Source organism: Photorhabdus sp. RM323S (assembly GCF_042879375.1).
Lineage (GTDB): Bacteria > Pseudomonadota > Gammaproteobacteria > Enterobacterales > Enterobacteriaceae > Photorhabdus > Photorhabdus tasmaniensis.
In genome coordinates, this window is record NZ_JBHFKZ010000004.1 from 108759 (window position 1) to 129993 (window position 21235).

The window sequence follows — 21235 nt, forward strand, 5'->3', positions numbered from 1 at the left end:
TATATCCCGATGTAAAAATTACAAATGGCGTGTCGTGCGTAAAAACTCCTGACGGGTATTTTGACTGGATTTAAACAACCCACCCAAGGATGTCGTTGTCGTGGTACTGGTTGCATCACGGATGCCCCTGGCTTTCACACAGTAATGGACCGCATCAATAGATACGGCAACATTATTGGTACCAAGCAGTGTCTGTAATGCAATCAGGATCTGTTGTGTCAGACGTTCCTGTACCTGTGGGCGTTGCGAAAAAAACTGCACAATGCGGTTAATTTTAGATAACCCAATCACTTTATCTTTCGGGATATAGGAAACAGTCGCCTTACCATCAATAGTCACAAAATGATGTTCACAGGTGCTGGTTAACGTGATATCACGCACCGTCACCATTTCATCCACCTTCATTTTATTTTCTATCAATGTGATTTTCGGGAAATTACTGTAGTCCAACCCTGAAAAAATTTCATCAACATACATTTTCGCAATACGACTGGGGGTTTCCGCCAAACTGTCATCATTTAGATCAAGATTCAACAGCTGCATAATTTCCGTCATATGCTCCTCAATCCGCACTTTGCGCACTTCCGGTGCCAATGCCTGACCACGAAGAGGCGTTTCAAGACCTCGAGCTTCCAGCGCCGAATGCACAAGCTCGGCTTCTTTACTTAGGGATGACATTATTTTCTCCAAAGGGATTACTTTCCATTATCTGGCGGGGAGTAAAATTGAATTATAGATGAAACGCACACCACCGAACGTCCGGGCTAAAAGCTCGGCTTGTTCCGGTGTTAGGTAGAATTGATACTGGTATGCACGTTTCATAGATTAACAAGATACAAAGGACAATGTGAGAATGCAAAAAGAATCAGTGAGTGGGAAAGTCGCAGCCCCTCCTCCCAGCCCTGAAAACCAAGCTTTTCCGAGGGCAATCAGATGGATTTTTTACACACGAATTTCAACAACAGGTTTCTTCCTGTGACAAACCAACAACCCGGCAATCATCAATGTAATAAATGCCACATACAGCGCAGGCTCCAGTTTCCCGGTTATCGCGGTGGAAAGCGCTGACAACGCTGGCCCAACAAGCTGCCCGATAGCATATCCCGTCGTCAGCAACCCCGCCATATAACGGCTATGTTCTGGTGCCAGCTCACGCCCATACTGAAACGTCATTTGCACCGCGCACATAAAACCACCCCCAATCAATAAAGCGCTTAATGCCAAGCCACTTATTCCCGGGACAATCTCAGCGATAAGAATCCCCACCGCCTGGATCCATAAAGTGATTGCCAGCCGGATTTGAGTTGTCAGCATATGACGGGTCAGAACAGCGAAACCGATGCCGATAACTGCGGCACCACCAAATATCGGCCAGACAAACTGAGCAAACAAGCTGCCAGGGAAACGATCACTTGCCATTTGCGAAAGAAAAGTGGCAGGTAAAATATAACCAAATCCCGCTAAACTGTAGCTCCATACCAACCGCTTAATTGCGGGTGTCCAAATCAGCTTCTTCACCTCAATTTGTGAACGGTGCAGTTTACCGCTACGGGGCAGATGCCGACTAATATAGATACTAAAAATCAGCGCCACAATACCATACAACAGCCATGCTTCGGCAGCACTCAGTTGCCATGCCTGAATCCCGACAGCAAGAATACCAGTAACGAATATCCCGACTCCTGGTCCCGCAAATATGGCGACACCCAACGCAGGACGGTTCAAGCTGGCTAACTGCTCATTTACCCATGCCGCCACCAGCACTAATGTCAAACCACTTGCCCAGCCAATAACAAAACGGGCGACACTGTGTAATATCGGTCCATCCAGTAGCGCAGAAAGCAACGTGATAATTACCGTCCCCCATAATCCTGCCCAGAGCCGATATTCAATAAAACGGCGCGCCTGCATCGCATCATAGGAACCCGCCAAATATCCCAGATAGTTAAAAGCTGCGACAATACCCGCACCAGTCAGACTAAGCTGGGATTCTGCGATCATTAAGGGAACTTGAGGAGTGAAGGTAAAACGTCCAATTCCCATAGCAACAACCAGTGCCAAAAAACCACTCATTGCGATATGAAAAGCCTGATAGCGATGGTTCGTCTGGGAAGAAATTGAATTATTCATTGTCATGAAAACATCATTTTTTAATTTGTTTTTCACAAGTTATAACAAAAATCAAATGCAATACACTCTTCTTGTTAATAAAATTTACATAAAAACGTAAATTATTTCTTCCCCTTAATAAAGTATTCAGTAAGCCTTGAGTTACAGTATCCGGAACGACACAGTATTTGAAATCTTGTGCTCCGCTCTATTCATTCACCTTTCCTAAGGTTAAATCAAGCTGTTACCGCGCAACATAAACTGAGCCTGCTCTCAATAATGCCATAATGATACTGTCAAGCCGCTGCCAGAAATGTATGATTTGTCATGTTGTGTGTACCAATATTATTAATAAGGAGCTTTTTATGTATAAAGAATTCCAAGGTAAGACAGCCATTGTTACCGGAGGTGGAACCGGTATAGGACGGGCTATCAGTATCATGCTGGCGAAACAAGGTGCTGCTGTGGCAGTTATCTATTCACAAAGTGAACTTGACGCTCAGGAAACAACCGAATCTATTATCCGGGACGGAGGGCAAGCCATAGCAATAAAAGCCGATGTTACCGACGAATCCGCTGTGCAGGCAATGATCAACACTGTTGCCGAAAAATTTAACGGCATCGACTACCTGATTAATAATGCCGGGACAACAAAGCAACTTCAATTTGATGATCTCGAATCTCTATCCGACAATATTTGGGATACCATTCTTGACGTTAACGTGAAAGGCACATTTCATTGTTGCCGGTATGCAGCACCTTATCTTAGGAAAAGAGCGGGTAGTGCTATTGTGAATGTCGGTAGTATCTCTGGCGAAACCGGCTATGGTTCTTCTATTCCCTATGCGGTTTCCAAATCAGCTATTCACGGGCTCACCAGATCATTGGCCCGTGCGTTGGCTCCATCAATAAGGGTTAACTGCGTGGCACCAGGCGCGGTCGAAACCCGGTGGTGGAAAGGATTGGAGGAGAAAATGCGAACCCTCTGTGCAAATTTGCCTTTAGAACGCATCTCGACACCAGAAGATGTCGCAGAAATAACCTTGATGTTACTAAAAGCAGAAGCAATGACAGGGCAGATCATCAAGATTGACAGCGGTCAAACTTTATAAAATTTATCTGATAGCATAGTAAATATTGATAGCTGGTTGACTTCAGATTCGATCGGACCTACTACAGCAGCCAGCTATTTACTCTAAGTAAACGTTAGATAATTCACATGTTCATCTTTGCCAAAATGAGCTAATTCTCAAAGGATATTGCATGCATATAACCCTTACTGATGTGAATCAGGATAATTATGAAGATGTCTGTGATCTAACCGTAGCCGATCACCAGTACGAATATGTCGCAGACAATACGTGGTCACTGGTTGAATCAAAATTCAATCCCTCATACCAAATACGCACCATTTGCTTAGACGACAAACCTGTCGGATTCTTTATGTGGGTACCTGAGACGGACCGGAGAGTATCAATTTGGCGATTTATGGTGGATCGACACTATCAAAACAAAGGTATTGGACGCAAAGCAATGCTGTTGGCCCTTGATGAAATTAGGCGAACAGATGGATTGGAAGAGATCGAAATCTGTTACAAACCGAATAATCCTATAGCGCGAAATTTTTACGCCAGCTTTGGTTTCGTTGAGGTCGGTATGGATGAAGACGGTGAAGACATGTTAGCAATGATTAAAGTTTAATATAACTAACACATATGATGATCTCTGCCATAATGGTGCTATTACAAAATACTATCTGGGAGCACCATTATGGATCACTGCCACACCTCTGAATTGATCTCTTTGGAACAAGCGCTGGAAAAACTTCTGACGCAAGTTGCACCACTGACTGACACAGAAACCGTCAATCTCACCCAATCATCCGGGCGGATTACCGCGGCAAATATTATTTCTCCTATCAATGTCCCGCCTTTTGCTAACTCAGCCATGGATGGCTATGCCGTTCGCTATGCCGATTTGCATGGAAACATTCCTCTTCCTCTGGCAGGAAAAGCACTGGCTGGCGCGCCTTTTCAGGGAGAATGGCCTGCGACAACCTGCATCCGGATGATGACCGGCGCTCCTGTTCCCGCAGATGCTGATACTGTCATTATGCAAGAGCACACAGAAGTTACTGATGATGGCGTTGTTTTCTCTCAACCCGCCAAACGGGGCCAGAATATCCGTCTGGCAGGCGAAGATATCTCCAAAGGAGCGGTAGCATTGCCGGCAGGCAGTAAATTATCCACCGCTCAATTACCACTGATTGCCTCTCTGGGAATCGCTGAAATCGAAGTGGTTCGCAAATTAAACGTGGCCATTTTCTCCACCGGTGATGAACTGCAAGCCATCGATCAGCCACTTAAAGAAGGCCAGATTTATGATACCAACCGCTTTGCTGTTCGCCTGATGTTGGAAAAACTGGACTGCGACGTTATTGATTTAGGCGTTATCGCAGATAACCCCGAAGCTTTACGCAATGCTTTCGAAGAAGCAGATAAGAAAGCTGATTTAGTCATCAGCAGTGGCGGCGTCTCTGTGGGTGAAGCAGACTACACCAAGCAGATGTTGGATGAGCTGGGAGAAATCAGTTTCTGGAAACTGGCAATTAAACCGGGTAAACCTTTTGCTTTTGGCAAATTGAAAAACGCCTGGTTCTGTGGTTTGCCGGGTAATCCAGTTTCAGCTGTCCTCACCTTCTATCAACTGGTGCAACCTTTAATTGCCCGTTTGTCCGGTTTTACAGCATGGCAACCCCCAATGCGCCTCCATGCTAAAGTGACTACGCCATTGAAAAAAACACCGGGAAGAACAGATTTTCAACGCGGTATTGTCTCTGTGAATGAACAAGGTGAGCTGGAAGTTCGCACTACAGGGCATCAAGGCTCCCATATATTCAGTTCATTCAGCCTGGGTAACTGCTTTATCGTTCTGGAGCGCGAACGTGGTCGGGTAGAAGCTGGCGAAATTGTTAAGATCGAATTGTTCAATCATCTATTGAAAAATGAATAATGACTATTGAACTGACAGACGCAGAAACCCTGCGCTATAACCGTCAGATTGTCCTACACGGGTTTGATTTTGATGGACAGGAAAAACTGAAATCCTCGAAGATCCTGATAGTCGGTGTGGGTGGCTTAGGTTGTGCTGCATCCCAGTATCTGACAGCAGCAGGCGTGGGAACAATAACACTGTTAGATTTTGATACCGTTTCTCTCTCAAACCTACAACGACAGATCTTGCATCGGGATGAACGCATCGGGATGACCAAAGTACACTCAGCCCAGATAACGCTTCAAGCAATAAACCCGTATGCCACCATCAAAACCGTCGATGCATTGCTGGAAGATCAGGTGCTGGATCAGCTTATTAGTGAAAATGATGCTGTATTAGATTGCACTGATAATGTTGCGATCCGCGAACAATTGAACCGTCTGTGCCTGGTAAGGAAAATGCCTCTGGTTTCCGGTGCGGCTATTCGCATGGAAGGGCAATTGACCGTATTTACTTATCAGCCGGATGCCCCCTGCTACCACTGTTTGAGCCGGCTGTTTGGTGAAAATAACCTGACTTGTGTAGAAACGGGCGTCATGGCGCCATTGGTCGGTACCATCGGGACATTACAAGCCATGGAAACCATCAAATTACTCACCGGATATGGCAAGGTAAACAGCGGAAAGGTTTTACTGTTTGATGCCATGACGATGCAATTTCGTGATATTAAATTACTTAAAGATCCCAATTGCGAAGTGTGCAACTGATGAAAACAAGTTGCCCCAGTGATCTAAACTAGGGCAACTTATGCCAAAAAACGCTTACTCAGTAATCCCCTGACTTCTCAGGTATTCATCATAAGTCCCTTTAAAATCAATGACGGTATTAGATTTGATTTCCAGAACACGGCTTGCCAATGAGCTAACAAATTGCCGATCATGGGAAACAAATACCAAAGTCCCTTGATACATTTCAAGCGCCAGGTTTAGAGATTCAATGGATTCCATATCCAGGTGGTTTGTTGGTTCATCCATTATCAGAATATTTGGCTGTTTCATCATCAACTTGCCAAATAGCATCCGGCCTTTTTCACCACCAGATAACACCTTGACTTTCTTCTTAATATCATCCTGACCGAATAATAAACGCCCCAGCACGCTGCGGACAGCTTGCTCATCGTCCCCTTCTCTCTTCCACTGGCTCATCCAATCGAAAACCGTCAGATCGCAATCAAAATCGCTGGCATGATCCTGAGCATAATAACCAATGCTGCTGTTTTCAGACCATTTAACCGTACCACTGTTTGGCTCTGCTTCACCCACCAGTGTTTTCAGGAAAGTCGTTTTACCGATACCGTTAGCACCGATAACCGCCATTTTTTCGCCGACCTCCAGCAACATATTGAGATTTTTAAACAGCGGGCCATTGTCATAACCTTTCGTCAAACCTTCCAGTTCCAGAGCATTACGGAATAATTTCTTATCCTGTTCAAAGCGGATATAAGGGTTCTGACGGCTGGATGCTTTAACTTCATCCAACTGGATTTTATCAATCTGGCGAGCACGAGAAGTCGCCTGTTTTGATTTGGAAGCATTGGCACTAAAACGGCTGACAAAAGACTGTAATTCCGCAATCTGTGCTTTCTTCTTCGCATTATCAGCCATCAGACGTTCACGTGCCTGAGTTGCAGCAACCATATATTCATCATAATTACCGGGGAACAGACGTAATTCACCATAATCAAGATCTGCCATGTGAGTACAGACTGTATTCAGGAAATGGCGATCATGGGAAATAATGATCATGGTGCTGTCCCGATCATTTAACACCTGCTCCAACCAGCGAATGGTATCAATATCCAGGTTGTTGGTTGGCTCATCCAATAACAGAACATCAGGATTAGAAAACAGAGCCTGAGCCAGCAAAACACGCAATTTCCAGCCCGGTGCAACTTCGCTCATCAGGCCATAATGTTGTTCTACCGGAATACCCACCCCCAGCAACAACTCGCCGGCACGCGCTTCGGCACTATAACCATCCATCTCGCCGTAGGACACTTCCAGATCCGCAACACGATAGCCATCTTCTTCGCTCATTTCTGCCATCGCATAAATACGGTCACGCTCCTGTTTCACTTGCCACAGTTCCGTGTGCCCCATAATCACCGTATCCAGTACAGTGAACTCTTCAAAGGCAAACTGATCCTGACGCAGTTTACCAATACGTTCATTGGGATCCGTGCTGACGTTACCGGCAGTGGGTGTCAGATCGCTACCCAGGATTTTCATAAACGTGGATTTACCAGAACCATTAGCGCCAATCAGACCATAACGGTTACCGTTGCCAAACTTGACAGAAATGTTTTCAAACAGGGGCTTACTGCCAAATTGCATGGTGATGTTGTTTGTACTTAACACTGCATTCGCTCTTAAATTTAGAAACAAAAAGGAAATTGGAAAAAATCGATAGTGGCGCATTATGCCACAATAAAACAACAGGATCGCCTATAGTTGCTAATATCAAAATTTTTCATGTCTGGCGATCCATGATTTACATTTCTTGCCCGTATATTGACTTTCCTAAATAAAAGGCGATTTTTAATTTTAGATGAAATATCTTTCATGCCAAATTCTTTTGCTTCTTTCACTTATCCCTATTTAATTGATCTCCTGAAAAACACCACCCTCTCTGCTTCGACAAACCCAAGAGACAAATGAAGAGCCTGTGATTCGCTATTATTTATATCCGTATCTGACGCCATTTCAGTGCATCCATGATCATTGCCCCAGTTCTTAATACAAGTGATAAGTCGAGTTGCTAAACCTTTTCTTCTTAGTTCCGGGGAAATATAAATACCTTCAAGATAAGCAACCGGTGAAGAGCAGCACCCATTGACATATTCAAAGCGAAGTGAAGCCTCGGCAAAACCCCAGAAATTATCTGTATTAGATTGAATTATAAAAGCGATTTTTTTATCAGAATCTAAAATCGAGTCCATTTCTTCGCGGTGTTTTTCTTCTGATGTCGCAGGCCATAATGCACTTCGCAAATGCAACCACTCGTTAAAATGATGTCTGCCGATCACGATAATCCGGTAAAGATCATTTTCAGACTGAATATATGATGATTGCTGATATTTATTGTTCATTTTTGGTTCAGGCATTTCTTTCCTATATAATGATGTTGTGGGGAGAAGCCCTGGGCATCCAGGGCATTTGTCCAGCTCAAAGACTTGCGTGCAAGATCTGGCGGCTAATATCTAACGTAACATCGCTGTTTTCACCCAATTGAGTCATACCATGAGCTTCCAATTGTTTTATCAGACACTCTATGTCATCAACACCAAGATTGTAATCAGACAAGTGGGTCTGGAGCCCCAGATTCTCGAAGAAACTGCGGGTATGTGCAATGGCTTGATCAATACGTTGTTCCTCATTGCCGCTGGTGATGCCCCAAACACGTTCACCGTACTGCAACAATTTACCCCGTTTGCTTTCCCGACGAATTTGCAGATTCGCCGGCAGGATAATCGCGAGTGTTCGTGCATGATCAATACCATAAAGCGCGGTTAATTCATGTCCGATCATGTGTGAGGCCCAGTCCTGCGGCATTCCTGCACCAATCAAGCCGTTGAGAGCCGACGTCGCTGCCCACATCAAATTTGCACGAATATCGTAGTTATCCGGGGAGTTTATCGCCTGAGAACCAATTTCAATCAATGTCTGCAACACCCCTTCAGCAAACCGATCCTGTAGCATACCCTTGGCAGGATAAGTCAGATATTGCTCCATAATATGTGCAAAAGCATCAGCCACCCCGTTAGCCACCTGACGTAACGGAAGCGTATAGGTTTTCGTTGGATCCGTAATAGAAAACCGGGGAAAAACAGATGAGTTTATTAGGTCTCGTTTAGCTTGTTTCGCTTTATTGGTGATAACGGCAACGTTGTTCATCTCTGAACCTGTTGCCGGTAAAGTCAAAACGACACCAAACGGCAGGGCACTTCGAATATTGCGGCCACGCTCTTCCAAAATACACCAGGGATCGCCATCAAAATGCACAGCGGCAGCGACAAATTTAGTACCATCAATCACAGAACCTCCACCGACAGCAAGCAGGAAATCCACCTCATTACTGCGTACCCATTCAACCGCTTTTATCAACGTTTCGTAGGTCGGGTTAGGTTCAATACCGCCAAACTCATGGATAGCCCGATTAGCCAACGCACACCTGACTTCATCCAACGTCCCGTTTTTTTCAGCGCTGCTACCACCGTAGAGAATCAGTAACCGCGCATCCCGTGGTACCAGGTTGTCAAGACGTTTAATCGTATCTTTACCGAAAACGATTTTAGTTGGGTTGTAATACTCAAAATTTTGCATAATTACCTCGCTAGATCAGTAGTTATAACCTTGCAACAGGCCAATAAATGCCTCAGGAGCACTTTCTAAAGGCGGTGCATAACAGCCCTTCTCCTTGCTTAATCTCAGGGATAGGTTGCTGTTCCAGACGAAAATCAGTGGATATCGGGAAACCATGCGGACGTGAAGCCAGTACGATACAGCGATTTATTTGTTGCGTTTGCAACATTTATATTCTCCTTCAACATTCAAGGTCAGTATCATCGGAATACCCAAAAAGTAGACCGGTCGTCTAATCATTAAGTATAAAAAAACACGGATGAATAGTGATTTATAGATCGATTATTAATAATGCGCCATGAACTGCTCTAGTTACCCACTTTTAATAAGATAGAAAGAAGGTTCTTATTCTGTTGACCACGTTGAATTATAACACGATATCGTTATGTGGTTTTATTTAATGCAAAATGCACTTTCAAATTGGACACAAACAGGAAATAAAAAAATCAATAGTGATGTATTACACCACAAATAAACATATTAGGCATTAGATATTAATGACATTGCGGTTACAATAAATTCCCTTTTATTATGATATTCTCATCAATAATGTAATAATACCTATAGTGAATATAATCTTAGATCATTATACAAATATATGTTAATCAATAGGAAAATAAATCAATAAACTTCTGAACAATAATCAAGGTTATTGAATTAGGATAGACGATTACAATTATACTGAACAAATACAACCCATCACCAAATTTCCCCATCCAACATTACAATGCATTAACATCTCATCGACCCAACGATGAATTAACGTTCAATAAATAATGAAGTTACTATTAGTTAATTATAACCCTGACAATCCATTTTTGTTTGTCATTACAATGACTTTACATATCAACCATTAAAAACATAGATATATTTTATCATCTACATCTATGTTTTTGAGTATAAAAATATAATTAATCTCTTATTATTTTATAACAAAACTCAGAGGGTAAAAAAATTGACATTTATCTGAGAGAAAAGGTATCGTTGAAAAACACCGAAATTACAGAAAATTTATTTTAACAAATGATTGGTTGTCAATTTTAACTTGTTAAAAAGATAAAAATCAACACTGACATTTGTAATATTGGGTGAAAAACCAAAATATAAATAAATTAACTTTTAGGAAGCGTTATGAAATGGAATTCTAATGAAAGGTAAAAAAACCAGTCATAAAATATGATTAAAAAGTTCGGTTCCACGCCAAAATATTTAATCTAACCACAGTAGGTTAAATTAAGACCTTGGTAATTAATAATTATTTTTTAAACTTTTTATAAGAGGTAATATTATGTCAGAGATTGAAGCGATTTCGTTAAAAGCACCAATAAGTGTTATTGCAAAAGTAACTAACAAATCAGTATATAAACTTAAACTTATTCAGGATTCTATTCGTTTGGATCAGGGTGAGTGGACAACTCTTCCTCCGCAAGTAATTAATAAAAGCAGTGATAACACCCCTGGAAAAGGCATTTGGAGAAGTGATTCAAACAGTCTACTGGGTGGTGTTGCAGGGCGCTGTACTTATGTATTTGTGGACAGTAAAGGTGAAATTTACAGTATCTATATTACATGGAATAATCCTCTGATCGGAAGCAGCAGTTACTCAATATCAACAGACTATGAAGGTGATGATTTACATTTATCCTACTTAGCTGATAACGGTAATAATCCAATCGTAGAATATACTATTGTAAGCTAATGCTTAATCATTAATATTAACAACCATTCCTGTAGGAAATATTTAAATTAATATTTATCCAACAGGAATGGTTTATCTATTTAAAGAGATATCTTAATCAAAGATTAATTCTCATTACTCTACTCATTTCTTTATAATTTAATACGTTTTTACAGATGGTGCCTGATAAGTATTAAAACGATCAAGCAAGCAGGCAGGATCTTGTTCGATTATTGCCATATGACGATATTTTTCATGCAAGAATTTTTCATCCACCATTTTATTAATCATAGCAATCAACGGCCCGTAAAAATTATTGATATTCAGGATACCGCAAGGCTTAGTATGTAGCCCAATCTGGCTCCAGGTAAATACTTCACTGAACTCTTCTAACGTGCCAAAACCGCCAGGTAAAGCAACAAAACCCTCAGCTAACTCAATCATCTTATTTTTACGCTGATGCATAGTTTCAACAACGTATAATTCGGTCAGATTTTTATGTGATATTTCGCGCTCTTCCAATAATGTGGGAATAACACCAATGACTTTGCCGCCCTCTTCCAGAACAGTATTAGCAACAGTTCCCATAATACCCACACTGGCCCCACCATAAATCAGAGTAATATCACGCCTAACTAACTCTTTTGCGAAAATAATGACATTTTCTTTATAGATTTCAGATAGCCCCAAGCTTGAACCACAATAGACGGCAATACTTTTCATTCTCTAAACTCCTGTTACTACATCTTTACGGTAAAGGATATGATTATACGTTAATATTATAGTCATACAACTCACTTATACAAAAAGATAATTTAAATTACAAAACTGGCACCAAGAAGAATAAAGTCATCCAACAAATGAAAAAGAAAAAAAGAATGCCGATCATGATACTCTATCAGTAATAATCGTAATTTATGCTTAATCATTAAAGCATAATTCAGATTATTATAAACACTTTAACCATCTTAACGCCTAAATTATCATTATTTAAAAATAAAATATAATTTTTTCAGGAGCATACTTCAATAGTAAAATATAATTTTACTATTCATATATAATATAGTCTAATAAATGAAGAATATTTCTCTAAAATTATATTCTCTAAACCTATTGAATTATCTGCATTTCACTGCGAAGATTATCGGCCAGATCACTTGATTTTTATTGAGGTTTTGCCCGGATGTTTTCTTCCAAGCGCCAAAAGAGTGCCCTTCCATTAATACCGGTAATATTGTTACTACTTGCCATGACATCAATTCAAGGCGGTGCTTCTCTTGCCAAAACGCTGTTTCCGGTTATCGGTGCACCTGGCGTTACCGCTTTGCGGCTAGGTCTTGGAACTCTCATTCTGTTCATTATTTTTAAACCCTGGCGCCTGCGCTTTCGCCGAAATTCAACTATGCCACTACTTACCTATGGTATTGCCCTTGGGGCAATGAACTATACGTTTTATATGGCACTGACAACGATTCCTTTAGGTATTGCCGTAGCGCTTGAATTTACCGGCCCACTGGCCGTAGCCATGTTTTCATCGCGCAGGCCAATAGATTTTCTCTGGGTCGCACTGGTTATCGCCGGTCTGGCTTTCCTGTTACCTATTGGCAGTAATATTGATGGCTTGGATCCTGTAGGTATTATATATGCACTCAGTGCGGGTGTTTGCTGGGCACTGTATATTATTTTTGGTCAACGCGCTGGAGCAGGTCATGGCGCGGCAACGGTTTCTATCGGTTCATTGATCGCAGCCCTGATATTTTTCCCTGTGGGGTTGATACAAACAGGGCCAGAATTGTTATTTGATATGTCAATTATGCCCCTGGCACTGGCAATAGCGATTCTGTCCACCGCATTCCCATATACACTGGAAATGATTGCCCTGACCCGTTTACCTGCACAAACATTTGGTACTCTGATGAGCCTTGAGCCAGCCCTTGGCGCTCTATCCGGTATTGTTTTCCTCAATGAACACCTGACCATGATTCAATGGCTGGCACTGTTCTGTATTATTTTTGCCTCTATCGGTTCTACGTCAACGATTAAAGGAAAACCTAAAATCACTGAGGTCGATTAATCTCCTTATCTAATCGAAATAAAACTAAAACCGGAGTAATTAATAAAATAATTCTCCGGTTATTTATAAATATAACCATTATGATTCATCAGAAAATAAATCACACATATTTATTTGAATAATAATTATATTTTTAACATTCTCCGTAAACTTTATAAGAATGAACTATTGATTTAATAGGAATAAGCTATATGACTTAAGACTAATATTGAGTTACATTCATCCCAATAAATGAGAAGCTCATTATTAATACTAGGGGAAAATTATTATGAGTACTGCCAAATTAGTCAAAACAGCACCATCCACACTGCTTTATACTCGTAATGATGTCGATGATAGCGTTAAGCAAGAAACAATTGAAATTTTAAACCATATGGTGATTCAATTTATTGATCTTTCCCTGCTGACCAAACAGGCACATTGGAACATGCGCGGTAAAAATTTCATTTCCATCCATGAAATGCTGGATAACTTTCGTGCCACTATTATTGAACATCTGGATATTTTTGCAGAAAGAGTGGTACAACTTGGTGGAATAGCTCTCGGAACAGTACAAGAAGTTAATAAAGGCACTTTACTGAAAAGCTACCCAACAAATATTCATGACGTGCAAGATCATCTAAAAGCACTGGCTGACCGTTATGCTATTGTCGCTAATGATATCCGCGAAGCCATTGGTGAAGTTGAGGATGAAAATACCGCAGACATGTTCACCGCAGCCTCCCGGGACCTCGACAAATTCTTATGGTTTATTGAAGCAAGCGTTGAGCAATAAAATATAAAGAGCCGTTACATTAAGAGCTCTGCATTACTCACAACCCCCATTAACAACAACGGGGGTTGTTTATTTCGCCCCTTTATCACCCAACTCCGGCACAGAAAAATATCATAAAATACCCTCCATACAGACAAACGTCACCATATCCTTTAAAAACCAGCATTAATTGTCTATAATCCAGGTTTATTTTCATAAATAACTTGAGGAAATAATAAAATGGATGCCGAAGTAAAAGACAGCAATGGTACTGTGCTCAATGATGGCGATTCTGTACAGGTCATCAAGGATCTGAAAGTAAAAGGCACATCAGCGACGTTAAAACGCGGCACTATCATCAAAAATATTCGTCTAAACCATCGCGAAGATGAAATTGAATGTAACGCAGATAAACTCAAAGGCTTGGTATTGAAAACCTGTTTTCTGAAAAAAGTAGGGTAAATAGCCTTCTATATCGATTTTATTTGTAAAGGATAAATAAATTACAGTTTTTAGTGGTAAGTTATTTATCCTTTTTCATTTGTCTAATCTCCGCGTCTGAAAGAATTTCCGGCTGCTCAATAGGGAAAACCGGCAGTGCCTTCAACAACCTCGCACCATATCTTTTGCTCAATAAACGCCGGTCATAAATAACCACATCACCATAACACTCATGACTACGGATAAGTCTTCCTACTTGCTGAATAAGACTGAAAGAAGCACTTGGCAAGCTCTGTACTTCAAAAGGATAGCGTTTGAGTGATTTCAACCACTCGCTTTCAGTGATAATCACCGGATTATTGACTGGGGGGAAAGAGATTTTATGAATATGAACCTGGGACAAATAATCCCCCTTTAAATCCAGCCCCTCAGCAAAAGATTGTAATCCAATCAGTACGCTGCATTGCCCTTCATTTATACGCTGACAATGTGTTTCGACTAACCGATAACGTGGCTGATCACCCTGTACCAGCAACATCAGGCGTAAATCCGTCACATAAGAGAGGAAGATATCCATCGCCCTTTGGCTACTGAACAAAATCAACATGCCTTTATGTTGCTGACTCAGCAATTGTGTCCTGAAATAACGCGCCATTTCCGCCAAATGCGCGGTTTCATTATCAAGTGTCGGCTCCAATGACATTTTGGGAATGACCAGTCTCCCCTGACTCACATGATCAAAAGGTGATGACAGCGTCACAAAACGGTCAGCCATTGTTTCAGTTAACCCGGTTAATTCCTGAATACGGGAAAAACTGTTCAGGGAACGAAGCGTTGCCGATGTCACAACCACATGGGGAACATTACGCCACAGCAGCTGATTGAGCTGCTCACTGACTCTGATACCGGCACAATGGAAGTAGAGGTGTGACTGATTTCTTTCATAACGGCGTCTCAGCCATTTTGACACCGGCGCATTGGATGACTCTTCCAGCGCAGCCAAGCGCCACAGTTTAGTCATATTTTCGAAATATCCCAGTGTGCGGCTGGTATGCAAAATAGACCGATGCAACCGGACAATATCCTGTTTAGCCGTTTGCTCAGTCAGATCATTTAGTATCGCTTCTGCTAATCCTCGTAAACCATCGGTCAGTTTAAACAGTTGCTGGCAGCAAAGTCGCAAGTTATCCGGTAGTTTCCCCATCTCAAACAGGTATTGATCTACTTCATTATTTTCAGGTAAAAGTGCCTGCGCGATAGTGGCAAGCTCTTTAAAGCATTCCCGTAGTTTTTCACTGTGTTCATTGAGACGACTGGCATTAGCCAGACGTGGTGGCTTTGCCGGGTGGAATTGCACTAGATATTGCTCAACATGACGGATAAAAGTATCTAGCTGACCATTTAGCTGAAACAGGGTGATTTCCCCTTCAACTTCCAGAGAATCCCTGGCGACATCCGGTATATGATGTCCTTCATCAAGTACCAATAACAAATTTTTAGCATCAGGGAGTACCGATTCACTCTCTAATGCCGCTATCACTAACGCATGATTAGCGACCACCACATCTGCATTTTCGATCTCACGGCGAGCGATAAAAAACGGGCAGCGATGATAATACTGACAGTTACGGCCCAGGCAATTCGCTTTATCTGTGCTAACTTTCGTCCACAAAGTATCGGATAAAGCCAATTTATGGTGATCACGCAATCCATCCCAGGCAAACGTTGTGTAATCACTGCGCAACCGGCGACAAAGTTCCCTTTCTTCGCTACTGGCAAGTTCTGTTTTGTCCTCAACCAAAAGCATTAAATCTATCTGTTCACCATCGGTTGCACAGATGGCTTCGAGATTACGTGGGCAAACATAACGACCACGCCCAAAAGCACCGGTAAATTTCAGGTCAGGAATGATTTTGCGCAACAGAGGAAGATCTTTACTGTAAATCTGATCCTGTAAAGCGACATTAGCGGTACTGACGACCAGTGGCTTACTTTCCGCCCGGCTGATCGCAATGCCAGGGAGCAGATAAGAAAGGGTTTTACCGATGCCGGTCGGCGCTTCAATAACCAAATGGCGCCCTTCCTGATCAGCGAGCGTTTTTGCAACTTCAGCAATCATCTGCCTCTGTGGAGTGCGGGGAATAAAGCCATTGATATGCTGAGGTAATGCCTTATACCACTGGCTTATCTGATTTTTTATTGAACTGGAAAGTGCCATTGAACTCTGCTGCCATAAAACCGGAGCGCCATTGTCCCACAGAGCAAGAACGAAATCAGCTGTATATCGAGAAACAAAATCAAATTGATAATTTAATCCCAATTTCTGTAAATTATGATGCCAATAAAAACTTAGCGAAAAACTTTATCAGTAATAACAGTAAGCTAATTCCATTTACTTAATCAGTTCAAAGAATTATTCATTACCCGTAAAGTAAATTGGTTATTACCTTGTCAGCTATTCAGAACCCTATATACTGCCTATTTTCTATGGCAGTTGAGAACAAAAATGAAAAAACTACTTATCACTTTCATCGCGCTCTTTGCATTCGGTTCAATCGGTGGCGTATTCTTGGCGGGTCTTAATATGTATACCCGCTCAACCACACCAATAGAATCACCCGCCAGTCAACAGCAAGAGACAACCATAGCGCCGGTACAGCAACAATAACGGGGCGCAACACTATTTATACTTTTGTATCAAGTGAGGGATCCCATGAATAATGCATACTTTGTCAGTCCACAATGGCTACAAGATCATCTTGATGATGAAAACCTCGTCATCCTTGATGCGACGGCACCGCCGCCACCTCAGCAAATTGATTGTCATCAGCTTTGGCTGAATACACATATTCCCGGTGCCCAATTTTTTGATTTGGATAAAATTGCCAATCATCAAAGTGGGCTACCCCATATGCTGCCAGATCCGCAAACTTTCAGTCAGGCTGTTGGTGAAATGGGGATCAGCGAGAATCATTTGGTCGTAATTTATGACCAGGGAAATATGTTCTCCGCTCCCCGCGCATGGTGGACATTCAAGGTATTCGGCAGCCGTAATGTCCGTATTCTTGCTGGCGGTTTACAAGGCTGGCAACAGGCAGGATTTCCGACAGAATCAGGTGAAGTAACATGTAATTCTCAGGTTTTTAATACCAATTTCAATGCCGAAAAAGTTAAATCACTGAAACAAATTCTGGATTCGTTAAATGATCCACAAGCTGAGATTATTGATGCCAGAGCAATGGACCGTTTTCAGGCAAAAGCACCAGAGCCCCGCCCTGGGTTAAGAATGGGCCATATTCCCGGCAGTAAAAACGTTCCATGGACTATGTTAGTAGAGAATGGCCACTTTAAATCAGAAACTGAAATTGCAGATATCTTCCTTAAACAAGGTATTGATTTAAACAAACCGGTTATTGCCAGTTGTGGCTCTGGTATGACAGCCGCTGTTTTAATATTGGGTTTAGATATCATCGGCAAAAAAGAGACTTATTTATATGATGGCTCATGGGCTGAATGGGGCGCAGATGATACCCTGCCACTTGAGCAGTAATTAAATACCCAAGGGCATATTTACCCTATGCCCTTCAATAAATAAATTAATATATTTTTTGGAAACCACAAAAATCTAAAATATAATTTCCTTATCGTTACACCCCACAATTCCGCTTATCCAATTTGCTTTTAATTTATTAATCAACACTCTTTTTTATCAGACAAATTGATATAAAATAATACAACGCATATATTTGACAAATTTAAATATTATTATTAATTTAAAATTCAACTCTGAATTTATCTAAACAGAAAATTAAAAGGGTTGAATATTGATAATTTAATCAGAGTATCATATCAGAATCTATATAATAAAAATGGAGAGTAAAAATGACTATTTCTCTTAGAGACCAAAAAATAAATCTCGCACTCAGCTTTATCAGTGGTGCAGGCAGTATAATAACAGAAAAATCTGAACCAGCTATCGTTTCGGAAAATATTAAAGAATCATTGGAAAAAAGTAAAGTTACCGCCAACAGATTCTCTCTCGTTTGGGGGCCGGCGGTTTTCCGGGTTAATAATGGGAAAAACTCTACAGATAACAAAGACGATCATGTTTTATTTATCGTGCGAAATCGCAGATTCCCTTATGACTATCGAATCGTTATCCGGGGATCATGGTCTGATGTTAACTGGCAGGTTGAAAACTTTGCGGTGCATGAAACAGTAAATTGGTCACTCTGGGATCCTAATATTCCTGAAGAATTCAAAGACGCTAAGATTTCTTATGGAACACACTTAGCATTAGATTATATTGTTAATCAAGCAAAAAGTAACAATACACCCGGCTATGGAGAATCACTCATTGATGCCATTGATAAAATTGCCCTGGAAAAAGGAATACATAATATTACCATCACCGGACACAGTTTGGGAGGTGCATTGGCTTCTACTCTTGGCGTATATTTAAAACGATTATATATTAATAAGGAAAAAAGGAATATTCGTATTAATGTTTGTGCTTTTGCCAGCCCAATTATCAGTAATGGTACTTTTGCATCTTACATTGAATCTGTTTTTAACCGCATATCAACAACGAATTATAAGAGTCACTTTTTAAGGATCCATAACCGTAAGGATATTATTTCCTTAATTTGGCACCTAGACGGATTAGAAAAGATACCAACTATCTATGAACCATTAATTAAAATAGATGAGAAGTTAATTAATAAATTTAATAAGATCGTCCTGATTGTGAAAGATAAAGGTTACACAAAACTCACGCCAGATCTACCGTTTACAGCACCGATTTTAGAATCATCACCAGATTTAAATAATCAGGTCATCTTTCAACATATTAAAGCATATGCATATAAATACGGCATGAATCTGGTTGAAGTGAATGACGGCACTCAACCACCTATTGATGATATTGTCGTTATTAACAGTAATCTATCTCAAGATATTGTCGCCTACTTCTTGCTGATACCACTTCCTTAAGATAACACTAATAATAGTGTATAATTTGGTTATATTAGATCTGTGTTTTACTTAACAACAATGGAGCCTTTATTAAAGGCTCCATTAATTAAAATAATCGTCACTTAAATATATAAATAAAATTGTTATTATTCACATATCATTAAAACACTATTAATTCATTATCATTTATTTCTTTAATAATCTATAATAATATTTACGTATAATTATTCAATATATAACTCTTATAGTTTGTTTTTAATTTCACAATAAATAATTCACATTTCGACCAAACAAAATAATATAAGAAAATTCCATGTACCTATTTGACAGATTTAAAAGTTATTATTAACTTTAAGTTTAATCCTGTTTTTTATCTGAATGGAAAACTAAAAGAATTAAATCTTAAATTTTAAACTGATAGCTCGAATTAACACTTATCATATGAAAAAATAGGGAGTGAAAATGTCTATTTCTCGTGAAGATCAAAAGTTAAATCTCGCACTGAGCTTTATTATTAATTCTGGAGGGATAAAAACACCAAAACCAGAGCCGGGTATCGTTTCAGCAAATATTCAAAAATCATTGGAGAGCAGTCAAGCTACAGCAAATAAATTTTCTATTGTTTGGGGACCAGCAGTGTTTCGTGTTGACAGTGCTGATAAAGAAAAAAGTGCTATAGATAAAAAGGATGATCACGTTTTATTCATTGTACAAAGTCTCCATGATCAAAATGACTATCGCGTTGTCATTCGGGGATCATGGTCTGATATTAACTGGATTAATGAAGACCTAATTGTCTGTAAAACTAAAGACTGGTCAAAATGGGATCCAAAAGCGCCTGAAAATGCTAAGATTGCTTACGGAACAAATTTAGCATTAGATTATATTATCAACCAAATAAAAAGCAACACTCCTCCGGGTTATGGAGAATCGTTAACTGACGCCATCGATAAAATTGCTCTGAAAGAAGGGATACAAAATATTACCATCACAGGACACAGTTTAGGAGGCATACTAGCTTCTACCCTTGGTTTATATCTAAAAAGACAGTACCTTGATAAAGGAAACGATAATATTCGCATTAATGTTTGTGCCTTTGCCGGCCCAACTGCTGGTAATGATATTTTCGCCTCCTATTCCGAATCTGTTTTTAATGCAGCACTATCGACTGGTTATGAAAGTGATTTTATAAGGATTCATAATAGTATAGATGTCGTTCCCTTAGCTTGGCATATCAATGGGTTGGAGAAAGTTAAAGCTATCTATCCGATATTAACAGCAGCAGTTAATGCTCTTATCCTTCTTGTCCAAGATAAAAAATACACCCAAATTTTCCCAGATTTACCTTTTCATTCAGAAATTCCGACGATACCGATAAAGTCCCTAGAAGACTTATTTATTAACATAGGAAATCAACATATTCACGCATATCACAGAGAATATAGAATGAGTTTCATTGTCACTAATGATAGTACTAACCCACCCACTGACTACGATATTGTGGTGATTAACGATAGTTTATCTCAAAGTATTATTGACCTTTTTTCATTTTTAACTAAAGGTAAAATCAACATCAAATAATTTTATCTTATCATGTATATCTTGATAATTTATCCGCAATGGGACCTTATATTATAGGTTCCATTAATTGCAATAAATAACGCCAATTCATTATCACTCACCTTTGTAGACATCCCTATAAACTATTTTATATAGATAATATTACAACCCTGTTTTCCATATTATCCTTCTTAAGGACGAATATAACATTACAAAAACATAACATAATT

General features: G+C 40.3%; 20 protein-coding genes and 1 pseudogene. 12 read left to right on the plus strand and 9 right to left on the minus strand.

The genetic code is table 11. The features are described from left to right. Positions 1–18 precede the first annotated feature (18 nt). From folE to ACGF7G_RS03415, 3 genes and pseudogenes are all read right to left on the minus strand, one after another. Positions 19–678 carry a GTP cyclohydrolase I FolE gene (gene folE, locus ACGF7G_RS03405; RefSeq protein WP_133815051.1) on the minus strand — a complete coding sequence of 220 codons (660 nt, stop codon included), beginning with the start codon at positions 676–678 and terminating at the stop codon, positions 19–21. A 42-nt stretch (positions 679–720) separates the two neighbouring features. Beyond that, positions 721–822 (minus strand): annotated as a pseudogene (locus ACGF7G_RS03410) (helix-turn-helix domain-containing protein); the annotation flags it as partial. A gap of 120 nt (positions 823–942) precedes the next feature. Then, on the minus strand, positions 943–2130 hold the full coding sequence (locus ACGF7G_RS03415) for a YbfB/YjiJ family MFS transporter (RefSeq protein ID WP_133815378.1): 1188 nt from the start codon (positions 2128–2130) through the stop codon (positions 943–945). A gap of 344 nt (positions 2131–2474) precedes the next feature. Here ACGF7G_RS03415 and ACGF7G_RS03420 point away from each other — a divergent pair, with 344 nt between their 5' ends. The 4 genes from ACGF7G_RS03420 (at position 2475) to moeB (ending at position 5870) form a co-directional block, all read left to right on the plus strand. Beyond that, positions 2475–3221, plus strand: a complete 747-nt coding sequence (locus ACGF7G_RS03420) for an SDR family NAD(P)-dependent oxidoreductase (protein ID WP_133815052.1) — start codon at positions 2475–2477, stop codon at positions 3219–3221. A gap of 151 nt (positions 3222–3372) precedes the next feature. Beyond that, positions 3373–3810: a GNAT family N-acetyltransferase gene (locus ACGF7G_RS03425; protein ID WP_387463538.1), complete on the plus strand. Its 438-nt coding sequence runs from the start codon at positions 3373–3375 to the stop codon at positions 3808–3810. 69 nt (positions 3811–3879) lie between these two features. Then, the gene (gene moeA, locus ACGF7G_RS03430; RefSeq protein WP_387463540.1) at positions 3880–5121 is read left to right on the plus strand and encodes a molybdopterin molybdotransferase MoeA; all 1242 of its coding nucleotides are present in this window, start codon (positions 3880–3882) and stop codon (positions 5119–5121) included. Continuing rightward, positions 5121–5870, plus strand: a complete 750-nt coding sequence (moeB, locus tag ACGF7G_RS03435; RefSeq protein WP_133815054.1) for a molybdopterin-synthase adenylyltransferase MoeB — start codon at positions 5121–5123, stop codon at positions 5868–5870. The genes moeA and moeB overlap by 1 nt, the downstream gene beginning before the upstream one ends. 54 nt (positions 5871–5924) lie before the next feature. On the opposite strand, the gene ACGF7G_RS03440 is transcribed toward moeB, so the two are convergent. From ACGF7G_RS03440 to ACGF7G_RS03455, 4 genes are all read right to left on the minus strand, one after another. Next, on the minus strand, positions 5925–7520 hold the full coding sequence (locus ACGF7G_RS03440) for an ABC-F family ATPase (protein WP_387463542.1): 1596 nt from the start codon (positions 7518–7520) through the stop codon (positions 5925–5927). Between the two features lie 236 nt (positions 7521–7756). Further along, the gene (aac(6'), locus tag ACGF7G_RS03445) at positions 7757–8251 is read right to left on the minus strand and encodes an aminoglycoside 6'-N-acetyltransferase (RefSeq protein WP_387463593.1); all 495 of its coding nucleotides are present in this window, start codon (positions 8249–8251) and stop codon (positions 7757–7759) included. A gap of 76 nt (positions 8252–8327) precedes the next feature. Further along, on the minus strand, positions 8328–9485 hold the full coding sequence (locus tag ACGF7G_RS03450; RefSeq protein ID WP_387463543.1) for an iron-containing alcohol dehydrogenase: 1158 nt from the start codon (positions 9483–9485) through the stop codon (positions 8328–8330). 52 nt (positions 9486–9537) lie between these two features. After that, complete coding sequence (locus tag ACGF7G_RS03455) at positions 9538–9693, minus strand: hypothetical protein (protein WP_387463544.1); 156 nt, start codon at positions 9691–9693, stop codon at positions 9538–9540. A 1119-nt stretch (positions 9694–10812) separates the two neighbouring features. Here ACGF7G_RS03455 and ACGF7G_RS03460 point away from each other — a divergent pair. Next, the gene (locus ACGF7G_RS03460; protein ID WP_387463546.1) at positions 10813–11223 is read left to right on the plus strand and encodes a toxin; all 411 of its coding nucleotides are present in this window, start codon (positions 10813–10815) and stop codon (positions 11221–11223) included. 138 nt (positions 11224–11361) lie between these two features. Here the strand turns inward: ACGF7G_RS03460 and ACGF7G_RS03465 are convergent, their stop codons facing one another. Beyond that, on the minus strand, positions 11362–11925 hold the full coding sequence (locus ACGF7G_RS03465; RefSeq protein WP_387463548.1) for a TIGR00730 family Rossman fold protein: 564 nt from the start codon (positions 11923–11925) through the stop codon (positions 11362–11364). 460 nt (positions 11926–12385) lie between these two features. On the opposite strand from ACGF7G_RS03465, the gene rhtA reads away from it, so the two are divergent. The 3 genes from rhtA to ACGF7G_RS03480 all read left to right on the plus strand — a co-directional run bounded on the left by rhtA (position 12386) and on the right by ACGF7G_RS03480 (position 14492). Next, positions 12386–13276 carry a threonine/homoserine exporter RhtA gene (rhtA, locus tag ACGF7G_RS03470; RefSeq protein ID WP_387463550.1) on the plus strand — a complete coding sequence of 297 codons (891 nt, stop codon included), beginning with the start codon at positions 12386–12388 and terminating at the stop codon, positions 13274–13276. A 268-nt stretch (positions 13277–13544) separates the two neighbouring features. Then, the gene (dps, locus tag ACGF7G_RS03475) at positions 13545–14051 is read left to right on the plus strand and encodes a DNA starvation/stationary phase protection protein Dps (protein WP_133815060.1); all 507 of its coding nucleotides are present in this window, start codon (positions 13545–13547) and stop codon (positions 14049–14051) included. A 219-nt stretch (positions 14052–14270) separates the two neighbouring features. Beyond that, positions 14271–14492 (plus strand): alkylphosphonate utilization protein, encoded by a 222-nt coding sequence (locus ACGF7G_RS03480; RefSeq protein ID WP_021325754.1) that lies wholly within the window; start codon positions 14271–14273, stop codon positions 14490–14492. Between the two features lie 61 nt (positions 14493–14553). Here ACGF7G_RS03480 and dinG read toward each other — a convergent pair whose 3' ends face one another. Beyond that, the gene (dinG, locus tag ACGF7G_RS03485; protein ID WP_387463551.1) at positions 14554–16689 is read right to left on the minus strand and encodes an ATP-dependent DNA helicase DinG; all 2136 of its coding nucleotides are present in this window, start codon (positions 16687–16689) and stop codon (positions 14554–14556) included. Positions 16690–16977: 288 nt separating this feature from the next. On the opposite strand from dinG, the gene ACGF7G_RS03490 reads away from it, so the two are divergent. The 4 genes from ACGF7G_RS03490 to ACGF7G_RS03505 all read left to right on the plus strand — a co-directional run bounded on the left by ACGF7G_RS03490 (position 16978) and on the right by ACGF7G_RS03505 (position 21026). Continuing rightward, the gene (locus ACGF7G_RS03490) at positions 16978–17139 is read left to right on the plus strand and encodes a hypothetical protein (protein WP_165577108.1); all 162 of its coding nucleotides are present in this window, start codon (positions 16978–16980) and stop codon (positions 17137–17139) included. 45 nt (positions 17140–17184) lie between these two features. After that, the gene (gene sseA / locus ACGF7G_RS03495) at positions 17185–18021 is read left to right on the plus strand and encodes a 3-mercaptopyruvate sulfurtransferase (protein ID WP_133815062.1); all 837 of its coding nucleotides are present in this window, start codon (positions 17185–17187) and stop codon (positions 18019–18021) included. 332 nt (positions 18022–18353) lie between these two features. Beyond that, positions 18354–19463, plus strand: a complete 1110-nt coding sequence (locus ACGF7G_RS03500) for a lipase family protein (protein ID WP_387463553.1) — start codon at positions 18354–18356, stop codon at positions 19461–19463. Positions 19464–19907: 444 nt separating this feature from the next. After that, complete coding sequence (locus ACGF7G_RS03505) at positions 19908–21026, plus strand: lipase family protein (protein WP_387463555.1); 1119 nt, start codon at positions 19908–19910, stop codon at positions 21024–21026. The last annotated feature ends 209 nt before the right edge of the window (positions 21027–21235 follow it).